The sequence below is a fragment of the Paracoccus sp. J39 genome (assembly GCF_000518925.1).
Lineage (GTDB): Bacteria > Pseudomonadota > Alphaproteobacteria > Rhodobacterales > Rhodobacteraceae > Paracoccus.
In genome coordinates this window covers 68,440-82,563 of record NZ_JAEN01000013.1, presented here as the reverse complement: position 1 = coordinate 82,563, position 14,124 = coordinate 68,440, and the positions used below count along the sequence as shown (strand labels likewise).

Genomic DNA, 14,124 nt, shown 5'->3' with positions numbered 1-14,124 from the left:
GCCCATGCGCGGATTTGTCCGAAATTCGGACGGGCCTTGGCCGCCGCGGCAGGGTAGAGTCGGCAGGGACGCGCGGATGCCAATGGAGGAAAAGGCCATGAAGGCATTGGTCTATAACGGTCCGGGCCAGAAGGACTGGGTGGAAAAGAACCGGCCGGCGATCCGGAAGCCGACCGACGTGATCGTCAGGATCACCAGGACGACGATCTGCGGCACCGACCTGCACATCCTGAAGGGCGACGTGCCCACGGTGACGCCGGGGCGGACCCTGGGCCATGAGGGCGTCGGCGTGGTCGAGGAGGTCGGCGAGGCCGTGCGCAATTTCCGGCCCGGCGACGCGGTGCTGATCTCCTGCATCACCTCTTGCGGGGCCTGTCCGAACTGCAAGCGCCAGCTTTACGCACATTGCGCGGATGGCGGCTGGATTCTCGGCCATCTGATCGACGGCACCCAGGCGGAATATGTCCGCATCCCGCATGCCGACAATTCGCTTTATCCGATCCCCGCCGGCGCGGACGAAGAGGCGCTGGTGATGCTGTCGGACATCATGCCGACCGGGCTGGAGATCGGCGTGCAGGCCGGCCGGGTCAAGCCGGGCGATACCGTCGCCGTGGTGGGTGCCGGGCCGGTCGGCATGTCGGTGCTGCTGACGGCGCAATTCTACGCGCCGGGGCGGATCGTCATGCTGGACACCGATCCCGCGCGGCTGGAGCTTGCGCGCCGTTTCGGCGCCACCGACACCATCCAGGTCGGGGCCGAGGACGCCGTGGCCCGGATCATGGAGTTGACCGAAGGGCAGGGCGTCGACGTGGCGATCGAGGCGGTGGGCGTGCCCGCGACCTTCGACATCTGCCAGAAGATCGTCTCGGCCGGCGGCAACATCGCCAATGTCGGCGTGCATGGCCAGCCGGTCGAGCTGCATCTGGAAGAGCTCTGGATCAAGAACATCACCATCTCGACCGGGCTGGTCTGCACCAATACCACGCCGATGCTGCTTCGCACCCTGCAATCGGGCCGGGTCGATCCGGGGCAGCTGGTCTCGCATCGCTTCCGGCTGGACGAGATCCTGCAGGCCTATGAGGTCTTCGGCAATGCCGCGCGGGAAAAGGCGATGAAGGTGATCCTGGCCGCCTGAGCAGGCCTGCCGGTTCCGGCCGCCCGCCGCCGGGACCGCACGGGGTGGAAAGGGTCCTTGCGGCGGCCGCGGGATCGGGCGCCCCGGTTCTTGTGCCGGCGGGCGCTCAGTCCAGCGTCCGGCGGAACCGCAGCAGGGCCAGCAGCCCCAGCACCGCCACCATGGCCGCCAGCGCCGCGAATTGCGGCGCGACATCGGCGAAGCCCGCGCCCTTCAGCATGACGGCGCGCACCAGCCGCAGCAGATGCGTCACCGGCAGCACCTCGCCCAGGGCCTGCGCCCAGCCGGGCATGCCCCGGAACGGGAACATGAAGCCCGACAGCAGGACCGAGGGCAGGAAGACGAAGATCGCGACCTGCATCGCCTGCATCTGCGTGCGCGCCACGGTCGAGATCAGATAGCCCAGCAGCACCAGCGCCAGCACGAAGACCATCACCCCCGCCAGCAGCAGCCCCAGCGAGCCGACGAAAGGCACGTCGAAGACCGCCCAGGCCGCGCCCAGGATGACAAGGACCTGCACCGCGCCGACGGCCAGGAAGGGGGTGATCTTGCCCAGCATGATCTCGGCCGGGGTGGCGGGCATGGCCAGCAGGTTCTCCATGGTGCCGCGCTCGATCTCGCGGGTCAGCGCCATGGCGGTCATCATCACCATGGTCATCTGCAGGATCACCCCCAGCAGGCCGGGGACGATATTGTATTGCGTGACGCCCTCGGGGTTGTAGCGGCGATGCACGATGATCTCCGGCGCGCGAGGCGCGACGATTTCGGGCGTGCCCTGGACCGGTTCGGCCGGCCGGTCGCGGCGAAAGGCGCTGTCCGCAAGGCGCGGCAGCGCGGCGATGGCGCCGCTGGTCGCCGAAGGGTCCGAGCCGTCCGCCTCGACCAGGATCTGCGGCCGGTCGCCCTGCTGCATGCGCCGGCCGAAATCGGCGGGCACCGTCACGACAAAGGAAACCTCGCCCCGGGTGATCAGCCGCTCGGCTTCCCCGGCCGAGGCCGCGGGATGGGTGATGCGGTAATAGCCGCTGTTCTCCAGCGCTGCGGCGAAGCTGCGGCCGAAGCGGTCCTGCGCCGGGGCGACCAGCGCCGCGGGCATGTCCCGCGGGTCGCTGTTGATCGCATAGCCGAACAGCAAAAGCTGCATGATCGGCACGCCCAGCATCATGGCGAAGGTCACGCGGTCGCGGCGCATCTGGATGAACTCCTTGCGCAGAAGCGCCCGCAGCCGTGTCGGGGAAAAGCTCATCGCATGTTGTCCTCGGAGAGCTCCATCAGACGGATGAACACGTCCTCGAGGCTGGTCTCGGCCGGCCGGCCCGTCACGCCTTCGGCGGCCAGCGCGGCTTCAAGCTGCTTGCGGTCGGTGCCGGTCACATGCAGCGCGGTGCCGAAGGGCTCGATCTGCCCGACGCCCGGGGCCCGGCGCAGGCGCTCGGCCAGTTCGCCCGGCCGCGCCGATCGCACGGTCAGCGTCACCAGCCGCGCCCCCGCGATCACCTCGGCCACCGTGCCCGAGACCACCAGCCGGCCATAGGCGATGTAGTTGATGCGGTGGCAGCGTTCCGCCTCGTCCATGTAATGGGTCGAGACCAGCACCGTCATGCCCCCCAGCGCCCGGGCGTGGATCTCGTCCCAGAACTGGCGGCGGGCTTTGGGATCGACGCCGGCGGTCGGCTCGTCCAGCAGCAGAAGGCGCGGCTGGTGCATGATGCAGGCGGCCAGCGCCAGCCGCTGCTTCCAGCCGCCCGAGAGGCTGCCGGCCAGCTGCGTCCTGCGCGAGGTCAGGCCCAGATCCTCAAGCGTGTCGCGCACCGCCTGCCGCGGCAGGCCGTAGAGCCCGGCGACGAAGGCCAGGTTCTCCTGGATGGACAGGTCTTCGTAGAACGAGAATTTCTGCGTCATGTAGCCGACCTGCCGCCGGATCGCGCGCTGCTGGCGGCGCACGTCCAGGCCCAGCACGGTGCCGCTGCCCGCATCGGGCGTCAGCAGGCCGCAGATCATGCGGATGCAGGTGGTCTTGCCCGAGCCGTTCGGCCCCAGGAAGCCGGCGATCTCGCCCTCGGCCACCCGCAGCGCGACGTCGTCCACCACCCGCCTGCCGCCGAAGGATTTCGTCAGCCCGGTCACGTCGATGGCCGTCGCCCCGGTCATGGCGCCTTCCAGACATCGACGATCTGGCCGGGCTTCAGCGCGCTGCCGGGATCGGGGCGGGCCTCGACCAGATAGACCAGCTTCTGCCGGGCGTCGCGGGCATAGATGACCGGCGGGGTGAACTCGGCCTGGTCGGCGATGAAGGAAACCGTGGCGCTGCCGGACGTGCAGCCGTCGCAGCCGACCCGCAGCCGCGTGCCCGGCGACAGCGCGGCAAGATCGGCCTCGGCCACATAGAAGCGCAGGGTGACTGCGCCCTCGGGCAGGAAGGTCAGGACCGGGGCCGACGGCCCGGCAAGCTCGCCCCGATGCCGCAGGATGTCGGTGACGGTGCCGGAGGCGGGCGCGGTCAGGCGGCGCTGCTGCAGCTGCCATTCCATCGCCTGCCGGTCGGCCCGGGCCCGGGCCAGCGCGGCGCGGGCGGCGGCGATGGCATCGGGGCGGGCGGGCAGGCGGGCGACGGCCAGCCGCGCCTCGGCCTCGCGCACCGCCGCCTCGGCCATGTCGGCGGCAGCGCGGGCCTCGTCCCGCTGCGCGGGCGAGCTGACGCGCTGCGCCAGCAGCCGTTCCTGCCGCGCCGCCTCGCGCGCCGCGCGCTCGGCCTGGGCGCGGGCCGAGGCGAGCGTCGCCTCGACGGCGGCGATCTCGGGCTGGCGCCCGCCCTTTTCCAGATTGGCCAGCTCGCTGGCGGCGCGGGCCTCGGCGGCCCTTGCCGCGGCCAGCGCCAGCGCGGCGTCGCGGCTCTCCAGCATTGCCACGGCCTGCCCGGCCTGGACGCGGTCGCCGCGCTGCACGGCCAGCGTTTCGACCCGCGCCGTCGCCACCGGGGCGATCTGCACATACTCGCCCTCGACATAGCCGGTGCCGAGGGGCGGCGGCGGGCCGCATTGCGCAAACAGCGCCGCCAGAAAGGCAAGCGAGCAGATGAGATCAGCCATCCCCGCCCCCGGTCATCCGGTCCAGATTGGTCAGCATCCGCCGCGTGATCGCCCGCGCCTCGGGCCGCGCATAGTGCCGCCAGCCCATGCGGCGCTGGACGATGGGCGCGGCGACGCGGAAATAGACCGCCTGCCCGACAAGCGAGAACACGGCCAGCTTCACTTCTTCGGATTCTGCCGGCGCGCCGGTCGCGGCGGACCACAGCGCGCAAAGCGCCCGGTGCCGGGGCTCGACCAGCGTGGCATAAAGCCGGTCCAGCACCGGGCTGCCCGGCTCGGCCAGCTCGCGCAGGACGAAGGCCACGGCATCGCTGGCGCCGGGGCTGACGATCATGAAGGTGACGATGCGGCGCACCAGCCGCCGCAGGATCATCCGGGCCTGGCGGGGATCCGGCCGGTCCTGCAAGCCGGGCAGGGGCCGGGCGACCTGCGCCACCTGCTCGGCCACCGCGTCGGCGCAGGCGATGCGCAGCCCGTCCTTGCCGCCGAAGTGATAAGCGATCGACGAGATGTTCGTCCCGGCCTGCGCGGCGATGGCGCGCGTCGAGGCGGCCTCGAATCCGCCGCGCCCGAATTGCTGCAGGGCGGCCCGGATCAGCGACATGCGGGTGGGATGCGGGTCCATGCCGATCTCGCGCTGCATTCAATCAATCGCTTGATACAGGATTTTCCCCGCCGAGTCGAGCCCGCCGAGTCGAGCCCGGTGCGGGGGCTCCGGCGCGGCGCGGGTCTCGCGATGCGGGGCTGTAGGGCGGCGCGTCGCGCGGGGCCGGTCAGAGGCCCGGCGGCGGGGGAGTTGCGCCATGCCGGGGCGCGCGTCGCCTGCCACTTGTTGGCCTTGCCGCCCTTGCCTCAGGCGTTCCGCACCAGCCAGTCGGCGAACAGCCGGGCCTTGGCCGAGGCGCGGGGGCTGATGGCAAGGGAAAACCCTGCCGGCGCGGGCACGCTTTCCGGCACCAGTTCGACCAGCCGCCCCTCGGCCAGCAGCCTGGCCATCAGCCCCTCCCAGCCCAGCACCGCGCCGACATCGTCCTGGGCGGCCTGCAGGGCGATCATGTGGTTGTTGACGAACAGGCTGCGGCCGGACGGGGCCGGCTGGCCGAGTTCGGAAAACCATTCCGCCCAGCCGGGCCAGGCATTGTCGTCGTCGTTCAGGTGGATCAGCGGGGCGCGCAGCAGGTCGCCGATTCCGGCGATGCGGTGGTTTTCGGCAAAGCGCGGCGTGCCATAGGCGCGGATGCGGTCGCGGAAGATCTCGCGCCGCTCGCCGCCGTCCTGGCCCGGCCGGACATAGCCGATGCCGATGTCGTGCCGGCTGGCCGCCCGCGGCACGTCGCTGACGATCTGCGAGACGGTGATCGCGGGATAGGCCTTCCAGAACGCGGTGATCTTCGGGGTCAGCCACAGGGCGCTGACCGCGGTCGTGGCGCGGATGGTGACATCGACCGCATCGGGGCGGGCCCGCAACTGGCCGACCGTGTCCGAGATCGTCTCGAAGCCGCGCTGCAGGGCGACCAGCAGGAAGGCGCCCTTCTCGGTCAGCTCGACCCCGCGATGCCGGCGGAGGAACAGCGCGCAGCCCAGATCCTGCTCCAACGCCTTGATCTGGTGGCTGATGGCGGCGGGGGTCACGTTCATCTCGCGCGCCGCCGCCTTGAAACCGCCGTTGCGCGCCGCGGCCTCGAAGCAGATCAGCGCGGTCATCGAAGCGAAGTCGTAGGGCCGAGCCATGCGCCTCCTGCGTTTTTGGATTAGCTGAAATAACCCAAGGTGAATTTTAATGCCGTTGTCAAGGCGGCGCATCCGGGGGAACGTCAGGACAGATTCACCCTCATCCCCTGGAAGCCGAACATGTCCGCCACCAACACGAATCTGCATGACCTGCTTGCCCGCCGGATTCCCGGACACGCGCTGGAACAGCCCTTCTATACCTCGCCCGAGATCTATCAGCAGGATCTGGAGCATATCTTCTACCGCGAATGGCTCTATGCCATCCCGGCCTGCCAGCTGGTCAAGCCCGGCAGCTACGCGACGCTGCGGGTCGGCGCCTACAACATCGTCATCGTCAAGGGCCGCGACGGGGAAATCCGTGCCTTCCACAATTCCTGCCGGCATCGCGGCTCGATCGTCTGCAAGGCGCGCGAGGGTCAGGTGGCCAAGCTGGTCTGTCCCTATCACCAATGGACCTACGACCTGGACGGCAAGCTGATCTGGGCCAACAGCATGGGCCCCGATTTCGACCCGACCCAGCACGGGCTGCGCGGGGTGGCGCTGCGCAACCTCAAGGGGCTGATCTATATCTGCCTGGCCGACAACCCGCCGGATTTCGAGGCTTTCGCCCGCGCTGCCGAGCCCTATCTGGCGGTCCACGACCTGACCGACGCCAAGGTTGCCTACAGCTCCTCGATCATCGAGAAGGGCAACTGGAAGCTGGTCTGGGAAAACAACCGCGAATGCTATCATTGCAGCGGCAACCATCCGGCGCTGTGCCGGTCCTTTCCGCTGGACCCCGAGGTGGCGGGGGTTTCGGCCGACGGCTCGATCTCGGCCCGGCTGCAGGCGCATTTCGACGCCTGTGCCGCGGCCGGCGCCCCGGCGCAGTTCCTGCTGGGCGGCGGCGGCCAGTTCCGGCTGGCGCGGATGCCGCTGCAGGAAACCGCCGTCAGCTATACGATGGATGGCAAGGCGGCGGTGGCGCGCCAGCTGGGCCGCGTCGCCAAGTCTGACGCCGGCTCGCTGCTGGTCTTTCACTATCCCTCGACCTGGAACCATTTCCTGCCGGATCACTCGCTGACCTTCCGCGTCACCCCGATCAGCCCGACCGAGACCGAGGTGACGACGACCTGGCTCGTACACAAGGATGCGGTCGAGGGCGTGGATTACGACCTTCAGCGCCTGACCGAAGTCTGGATCGCCACCAATGACGAGGATCGCGAGATCGTCGAGACCAACCAGGAAGGCATCTTCTCGCCCGCCTATGTTCCCGGCCCCTATTCGCCCGACTGGGAAAGCGGCGTGATCCAGTTCATCGACTGGTATGCCGCATGGATGGAACGCAGCCTCGCCCCCAGCCGCATGGCGGCCGAGTGACCATGAACGCGCCGCTGGCCTTCTGAACGGGAAGGCGCCTCGCTCCTGCCGAGGCGCCGGATGGGACGGTCTTCTGCTTCCCTGGCCCCTCCGGCGCGCTTTTCAGCTACCGGTGCCGGGGGCTGCCTGAAAATCCGGGCCCGGGGCGTCCATGCGTCCGCTGGCCGCGCAAACCCCTTTGCTGCAGGCCGCAGATAAGCCAGACTTACCTGTCTGTGCATTCCACCTGAAGAGCAAAGCTGTGGCCCGCGACCTCAATCTTCTGTCCATGGCGCATTTCGAGGCCGTCGCCCGGCTGGGCGGGGTCATGCGCGCCGCCGAGGAATTGCAGGTCTCGGCCTCGGCGGTCAGCCAGCAGATCAAGCTGCTGGAGCAGAACCTGGGCGTGAAGCTGTTCCATCGCGAAAAGCGCCATTTGCGCCTGACCATCGACGGCGAGCGGCTGTTCCAGACCACCTCGCAGGCCTTCCAGTCCATCCGCGAGGTCCGCGCCGCCATCATCCGCCAGCGCGAAACGCATAATCTGTCGATCCGGGTCAGCCCGTCCTTCGGGGTGCGCTGGCTGGCGCCTCGACTTGCGGATTTCTGCCGCAGGCATCCGGAATGGGATGTCCGGGTCGATGCGACGCCCAATTTCACCGAATTCGACACCGAGGTCGTGGACATGGACCTGCGCTATGGCGAGGGCGACTGGGAGGGGCTGCATACCGATTGCGTCGTGCATGATTTCGTCTTTCCCATGTGCTCGCCCGCCTATCGCGAGGAGTTGCGCAGGATCTCGGACGACCCGCGCGAGCAGCTGCGCCATGCAAGGCTGATCGACAGCGTCAAGGCCTATTACCGCTGGGATTACTGGCTGCCCCGCAACGGCGTGCAGGGCACCTCGATGTCCTATCCCTGCCGCTTCGACCGGTCGAGCATGTCGGTGCAGATGGCGATGGACGGTGGCGGCGTGATCCTGGACAGCATGACGCTGGCCTTCGAGGAATTGCGGCGCGGCGATCTGGTGCCCTTCTCGACCGCGTTCGAGGTGATCGAGTTTCCGGGATACTGGATCGTCTGCCCGCATCGCCATGTGGGACGCCGGGCGGTGCGGCTGTTCTCGGACTGGGTCAAGGACAGGGGCCGGCAGCATATGCGCGAGGCGCGGGCCTGGCTGGAGGAACGCGGGCACCGGACCCGCTTCGAGCGCCGGGCGGCCTTCGTCACGTCCGAAGAGCGATGAAGGAATGCCGGGCGATGACGCCCGGCATTCCCGGTTTCCGGCCGCTCAGTAGATCGTCAGGGCCGGGATGAAGGTGAAGGCCAGCAGCAGTATCAGGGCCACCAGATAGAAGGGCAGCAGCGCCTTGGTGGTCTGGCCGATCCCCGTCCGCGCGATGGCCATCGAGATGAACAGCGTCGTCCCGACCGGCGGCGTGTAAAGCCCTATCGAGAGGTTGATCACCATCATCAGCCCCAGCTGCACCGGATCGAGCCCGATCGTGTTGCCGATGGTCACGAACAGCGGCGCCAGCAGCAGGACCGCGGCGGGCAGGTCCAGGAACATGCCGACGACCAGCATCACCAGGTTCAGCGCGATCAGCACCATCCACGGTTGCGTCAGGTGGGTCGAGACGAAGCCGGCCAGGTTCTGCGGCACCTGCTCGGCGGTCAGGATCCACTGGATCGTGCCCGAGGCCATGATGATCAGCATCACCGCGCCGGTCATCATGCCGGTATCGACCAGGGCATTCCAGATCAGCCGCGGCGTCACGTCGCGATAGAAGAAGATGCCGATCAGCAGCGCATAGGCGACGGCCAGCACGCTGACCTCGGTGGGCGTGGCGATGCCGAAGCGCAGGGTGCCGATGATGAAGATCGGCATCAAGAGCGCCGGCAGCGCGAAGACGATCTGGCTTCTGAAGGCGCGGAAGCCGCCGGGCAGCGGTGCGGCGGGCAGGCCGCGGCGCCTGGCGACGAACCAGACCGTGGTCATCAGGCCGGCCGCCAGCAGCAGGCCCGGCAGGATGCCGGCGACGAACAGGTCCACGATCGAGACATTCGCCACCAGCCCGTAGAGGATCAGCGGGATCGAGGGCGGGATCAGCACCGAGATGGTCGAGGACGAGGCGTTGATCGCCGCCGCGAAAGGCGCGGGATAGCCGTCGCGCACCTGCACCGGGATCAGCGCATTGCCCATGGCCGAGGCATCGGCCACCGCCGAGCCCGAGACGCCGCCGAACATCACCGAGCCGAGGATGCTGACCTGCCCCAGCCCGCCGCGATAGCGCCCGACGATCAGCCGCGCGATATTGACCAGGTATTCGCCGAACTTGCCGTGCATCATCAGCGAGCCGGCCAGGATGAAATAGGGGATCGCCAGCATTGGGAATGCCTGCGTCGGCGCATAGAGGCGCTGGGCGATCACCGCCAGCGGCTTGCCGTCCGCCAGCAGCGCCAGCGCGGTGCCGCCCAGCATGGCATGGGCCACCGGCACGGACAGCGCCATCAGGCCGAAGAATGCGATCACGAGAATCGGGGTCATTCCGGGTCCTCCTCAGCTCAGGCTCGAAGCGGTTTCGACATTGCGCAGCGTCCGGCCCATCAGCGCGGCGATCAGGTCGCAGGCGCAGATCACGGCGATGCCGCCGAAGCCGTAGACGAGGCTGGCATAGCCCCAAAGCTGGCTGATCCCGCCCAGGGCGCTGAGACGCTGGTATTGCGCCGCGCGGATGATCGGGAACGCGGACCAGACCACGAAGACCGAGATCAGCAGCGTCAGCACCGAGACGAGGATGAACAGCACCCTGCGGCCGCTGTCGGACAGCAGGTCCGGCAGGATGGTGATGGCGATGTTGCGGCTGTGGACGGTGGCGATCACCACCCCGCCGGCGATCATCCAGGGCAGCAGGATGGCATGGATCTCATAGGCCCAGTCCAGCCCCTGGCCATAGACATAGCGCAGGACGACATTGGCCATCAGCCCCACGAAAAGCACGATCAGGGTCGCGACGCAGACCAGCCGTCCCGACATGTCCAGCGCCGCGACGATGCCGCGCAGGACGGAGGGCGCCGGGCGCCCCTCCTTTCCGGCGGTGTCGGGATGAAGCGCGCCGGTCATTTTGCGGCCTCGGCGATGATCGCATCGACCAGTTCCGGGAAGCGGGCGCGATATTCGTCATAGACCCCCGCCGTCGCGTCGACGAAAGCCTGACGATCTTCGAGCTCGGTGACGATGGCGCCCTCGGCCTCCAGCTTCTGGCGGACCTCCACCTCCTGCTCTTCGGCAGTCTGCCTCTGGAACGCCGTCGCCTCGTCGGCGGAGGTCTGGACGCAGGCCTGATCCTCGGGCGACAGCGACGCCCACCAGGCCATGCTGGCCAGCAGCGGCGAGGTCTCGTATTTATGGCCGGTCAGCGAGATATGCTTGGTGATCTCGTGCAGCTTGGACGAATAGATGTTCGTCAGGGGGTTCTCCTGCGCCTCGAAGACCCCCGATTGCAGCGCGGTCGGCAGTTCCGCGAAGGTCAGCGGCGCCGGGTTGCCGCCAAGCGCCTTGAAGATCGCGATGGTCATGTCGTCGGGCGGCGTGCGGATCTTGACGCCCTTGAGGTCGGCCGGCGTGGTGATCGACCGGGACAGGTGGCTGACATGGCGGATGCCGTTGTCCCAGAAGCCCAGCAGCTTCAGCCCGGCATTCTGCGCCCTTTCGTCGATCTGCGCCTTGATCTCGCCGTCGATCGCCTTCCAGGCGCTCGGCGCATCCGCGAACAGGAAGGGCAGGCCGATCACGTTCAGTTCCGGGACGATCTGCGCCGTGGCGCCCTGGCTGTTGGCGGTGATCTGGATCACATTGGCCGAGGTCGAGGTCAGCGCCTCGACATCGTCGCCCATCGTCGCGGCGCCCGCCACGTTGACGGTGATGCGGCCCTGGGTGCAGGCCGACAGCTTTTCGGCGAAGAACTCGGCCGCCAGCGAGCGCGGATTGCCCGGCGGCTGCGCATGGGCCAGGATGATGGTATCGGCGGCGGCGGCACCGGCAAAGACGGTGCCGGACAGGATTGCCCCAAGGATGGTGCGGTTCATGGTGTTTCCTCCCAATGAGCAGATGATGGGGCCTGCCGCCTCCTCGCGGCAGGCCTTTTTTCAGTGAATGAGCGAGCCGCCGTTCACGTCGACCTCGGTTCCCGTGCAATAGGACGCCAGATCCGAGGCCAGGAACAGGCAGCAGCCGGCCACATCGCGCGCCTCGCCGGCGCGGCCCATCGGGATGCCGGCAAGAATGCCGTCCATCATCTCGGGCGTCAGCTTGCCGGCGGTGATGTCGGTGGCGATGAAGCCGGGGCAGACCGCGTTCACGCGGATGTTCTGCGGCGCCAGTTCGCGCGCCATGGCCTTGGTCAGGCCCAGCACGCCGGCCTTGGCCGCCGAATAATGCGGCCCGCCGAAGATTCCGCCCCCGCGCTGCGCCGAGACCGAGGACAGGTTGACGATGCTGCCCGCGTTTCGTTCGCGCATGGCGGGGATGACCGCCTGGCTCATGTAGAGCGTGCCGCGCAGGTTCACGTCCAGAACCGCGTCATAGTTTCCGGGCGCGATATCCATCACCTTCAGCGGTTGCGTGATGCCGGCATTGTTGACCAGCACGTCGATGCGGCCCCAGCGTTGCAGCAACGCGTCCGCCGCGCGTCTGCAGGCGTCCAGGTCGGTCACGTCGCAGGCCAGCCCGACATGGCCTTCGCCCAGATCCGCTGCAGCCGCCTTGGCCTGATCGGCGTCGAGGTCCAGAATGGCGACGGTGGCGCCATGTTCGGCAAAGAGTTGCGCCGTGGCCTTGCCCAGGCCGCGCGGCGAGGCCGCGCCGGTCACCACCGCGAATTTTCCGTCCAGCAGGCCCATGGCCTTCTCCTCCTGATTGTCTGAATTGGGGGGCCGGCTTACAGCCAGCCCTTGATGCGTTCGGTGATCTTGCCCACCGTCAGCCCATACATCTCGTGCAGGGTCGGCAGGGCTCCGGCCTCCAGGAACTGGTCCGGCAGGCCGATCATGCGGAATGTCGGCGTGACGCCATTGCGTAACAACGTGGTGGCGACGGCCTCGCCCAGGCCGCCGACGACGGTATGGTTCTCGGCCGTGACCACCAGCCGCCCGCCCTTGCGCGCCTCGGCCAGGATCGTCTCGGTATCCAGGGGCTTGATCGTCGGCACATGCAGCACCGCCGCATCGACCCCGTCCCGGGCCAGCGCCTCGGCGGCGTCCAGCGCACGCATGGTCATGAACCCGGTCGAGACGATCAGCACGTCCCGGCCCTCGCGGATCACCTGCGCCTTGCCCAGCTGGAACCTGTAATCCGGCTTGTGGCGGGTCAGCACCGATGGCACCTTGCCGCGCGGCAGGCGGCTGTAGACCGGGCCGTCATGGGCGGCGATCTGCGGCACCATGCCGATGATGTCGTCGGCGTCGCAGGGATCGATCACGGTCATGTTCGGCAGGCCGCGGAAGATCGCCAGATCCTCGGTCGCCTGATGGCTGGGGCCGTAGCCGGTGGTCAGGCCCGGCAGGGCGCAGACGATCTTGACCGGCAGGTTTTCCTCGGCGATGGCCATGGCGATGAAGTCATAGGCGCGGCGGCTGGCAAAGACCGCATAGGTCGTCGCGAACGGGTTGAAGCCCTCGCGCGCCAGCCCGGCGGCGGCGGACATCAGCAACTGCTCGGCCATGCCCATCTGGTAGAAACGGTCGGGCATCGCCTGCGCGAAGATGTGCAGGTCGGTGTATTTGGCCAGGTCAGCGGACAGGCCGACGATCCTGTCGTCCTTCTGCGCCGCCTCGACCAGCGCATGGCCGAAGGGTGCAGCCACGGTGTCATAGCCCTCGGCCGCCAGCGAGGCGATCATCGCCGTGGTCGCCACGCGCGGCCCCTCGGGCAGCTTGCGCGGTTCGTATTTGCGCTTCATCGATGCCAGCGTCATTGCGGTTTCCCCTCCTCCAGGACGGCCAGGGCCTTGGCCCATTCATCCGCCTCGACGCGGACGAAATGCGTGATTTCGCGTTTCTCCAGGAAATCGACGCCCTTGCACATGGTGGTGTCGAAGATGATGACGCGGGGACCGCGGTGGTCGGTTTCGCGTGCGGCGTCCAGCGCCGCGACGACGGCCGCAAGGTCGTTGCCGTCGACCCGTTGCGCGTGCCAGCCGAAGGCCTGCCATTTGGCACGCTCGTCGCCCTGGGCCAGCGCGGCGGTCGATTTGCCGTCGGCCTGCTGGTCGTTGAAATCGACAAGGCAGATCAGGTTGTCCAGCCGGTGCTGGACGCCGGACATCACGGCTTCCCAGGTCGATCCCTCGCCCAATTCGCCGTCCGACATCAGGTTGTAGACGAAGGCCGGGCTGTTCTTGCGCTTCAGCCCCATCGCCATGCCGACGGCGATGCCGAGGCCATGACCCAGCGAACCGCCGGTGATCTCCATCCCCGGAGTATAGGAGGCCATGCCCGACATCGGCATGCGGGAATCATCCATGCCGTAGGTCTCAAGCTCTTCCTCGGGCAGGATGCCGGCCTCCATCAGCACGGCGTAAAGCGCGATGGCGTAATGCCCGATCGACAGCAGGAAGCGGTCGCGGCCTTCCCATTCCGGGTTTCTGGGGTCGTAGTTCAGGGCGTGGAAATAGGATGCGGCCAGCACATCGGCCACGCCAAGCGCCTGGCCGATATAGCCCTGTCCCTGCACCTCGCCCATCAGCAGGGCCTTGCGGCGAATATTCCATGCCCGCAGCGCCAACGAAACGTTGGACGCCGCAGATACGCGGCTTTGATCTGTCATGAATT

14 protein-coding genes are annotated in these 14,124 nt (G+C 68.2%); 3 read left to right on the top strand and 11 right to left on the bottom strand.

The window, feature by feature from the left end:
* The first annotated feature begins 97 nt into the window (after nucleotides 1-97).
* Nucleotides 98-1,135, top strand: coding sequence for a zinc-dependent alcohol dehydrogenase family protein (locus L632_RS0113975; RefSeq protein WP_028713603.1), 1,038 nt, complete (start codon nucleotides 98-100; stop codon nucleotides 1,133-1,135).
* Between the two features lie 106 nt (nucleotides 1,136-1,241).
* On the opposite strand, the gene L632_RS0113970 is transcribed toward L632_RS0113975, so the two are convergent.
* The 5 genes from L632_RS0113970 to L632_RS0113950 all read right to left on the bottom strand — a co-directional run bounded on the left by L632_RS0113970 (nucleotide 1,242) and on the right by L632_RS0113950 (nucleotide 5,955).
* Nucleotides 1,242-2,381, bottom strand: coding sequence for an ABC transporter permease (locus tag L632_RS0113970; RefSeq protein ID WP_028713602.1), 1,140 nt, complete (start codon nucleotides 2,379-2,381; stop codon nucleotides 1,242-1,244).
* The gene (locus L632_RS0113965) at nucleotides 2,378-3,286 is read right to left on the bottom strand and encodes an ABC transporter ATP-binding protein (RefSeq protein WP_028717006.1); all 909 of its coding nucleotides are present in this window, start codon (nucleotides 3,284-3,286) and stop codon (nucleotides 2,378-2,380) included. The genes L632_RS0113970 and L632_RS0113965 overlap by 4 nt, the downstream gene beginning before the upstream one ends.
* On the bottom strand, nucleotides 3,283-4,224 hold the full coding sequence (locus L632_RS0113960) for an HlyD family secretion protein (RefSeq protein WP_028713600.1): 942 nt from the start codon (nucleotides 4,222-4,224) through the stop codon (nucleotides 3,283-3,285). The genes L632_RS0113965 and L632_RS0113960 overlap by 4 nt, the downstream gene beginning before the upstream one ends.
* Nucleotides 4,217-4,867, bottom strand: a complete 651-nt coding sequence (locus L632_RS22730) for a CerR family C-terminal domain-containing protein (protein ID WP_036698307.1) — start codon at nucleotides 4,865-4,867, stop codon at nucleotides 4,217-4,219. Before L632_RS22730 ends, L632_RS0113960 begins: the two co-directional genes overlap by 8 nt.
* Before the next feature lie 209 nt (nucleotides 4,868-5,076).
* Nucleotides 5,077-5,955, bottom strand: a complete 879-nt coding sequence (locus L632_RS0113950; RefSeq protein WP_028713599.1) for a LysR family transcriptional regulator — start codon at nucleotides 5,953-5,955, stop codon at nucleotides 5,077-5,079.
* 120 nt (nucleotides 5,956-6,075) lie between these two features.
* Here L632_RS0113950 and L632_RS0113945 point away from each other — a divergent pair, with 120 nt between their 5' ends.
* Together L632_RS0113945 and L632_RS0113940 are read left to right on the top strand one after the other, a co-directional pair.
* Nucleotides 6,076-7,314, top strand: coding sequence for an aromatic ring-hydroxylating dioxygenase subunit alpha (locus tag L632_RS0113945; RefSeq protein WP_028717005.1), 1,239 nt, complete (start codon nucleotides 6,076-6,078; stop codon nucleotides 7,312-7,314).
* A gap of 241 nt (nucleotides 7,315-7,555) precedes the next feature.
* Nucleotides 7,556-8,539: a LysR substrate-binding domain-containing protein gene (locus tag L632_RS0113940; RefSeq protein ID WP_028713597.1), complete on the top strand. Its 984-nt coding sequence runs from the start codon at nucleotides 7,556-7,558 to the stop codon at nucleotides 8,537-8,539.
* A 45-nt stretch (nucleotides 8,540-8,584) separates the two neighbouring features.
* Here L632_RS0113940 and L632_RS0113935 read toward each other — a convergent pair whose 3' ends face one another.
* The 6 genes from L632_RS0113935 to L632_RS0113910 are packed head-to-tail and all read right to left on the bottom strand — an operon-like array spanning nucleotide 8,585 to nucleotide 14,119.
* Nucleotides 8,585-9,841, bottom strand: coding sequence for a TRAP transporter large permease (locus L632_RS0113935; protein ID WP_028713596.1), 1,257 nt, complete (start codon nucleotides 9,839-9,841; stop codon nucleotides 8,585-8,587).
* 12 nt (nucleotides 9,842-9,853) lie between these two features.
* Entirely contained in the window at nucleotides 9,854-10,417 is a 564-nt protein-coding gene (locus tag L632_RS0113930; RefSeq protein ID WP_028713595.1) for a TRAP transporter small permease, read from the bottom strand.
* Nucleotides 10,414-11,382: a TRAP transporter substrate-binding protein gene (locus tag L632_RS0113925; protein WP_028713594.1), complete on the bottom strand. Its 969-nt coding sequence runs from the start codon at nucleotides 11,380-11,382 to the stop codon at nucleotides 10,414-10,416. Before L632_RS0113925 ends, L632_RS0113930 begins: the two co-directional genes overlap by 4 nt.
* A gap of 60 nt (nucleotides 11,383-11,442) precedes the next feature.
* Nucleotides 11,443-12,195 carry an SDR family NAD(P)-dependent oxidoreductase gene (locus tag L632_RS0113920; RefSeq protein ID WP_028713593.1) on the bottom strand — a complete coding sequence of 251 codons (753 nt, stop codon included), beginning with the start codon at nucleotides 12,193-12,195 and terminating at the stop codon, nucleotides 11,443-11,445.
* A gap of 38 nt (nucleotides 12,196-12,233) precedes the next feature.
* A complete protein-coding gene (locus L632_RS0113915) occupies nucleotides 12,234-13,268 on the bottom strand; it encodes a transketolase family protein (protein ID WP_028713592.1) in 1,035 nt (344 codons plus the stop codon).
* Nucleotides 13,265-14,119, bottom strand: coding sequence for a transketolase (locus L632_RS0113910; protein ID WP_028713591.1), 855 nt, complete (start codon nucleotides 14,117-14,119; stop codon nucleotides 13,265-13,267). The genes L632_RS0113915 and L632_RS0113910 overlap by 4 nt, the downstream gene beginning before the upstream one ends.
* Nucleotides 14,120-14,124 lie beyond the last annotated feature (5 nt).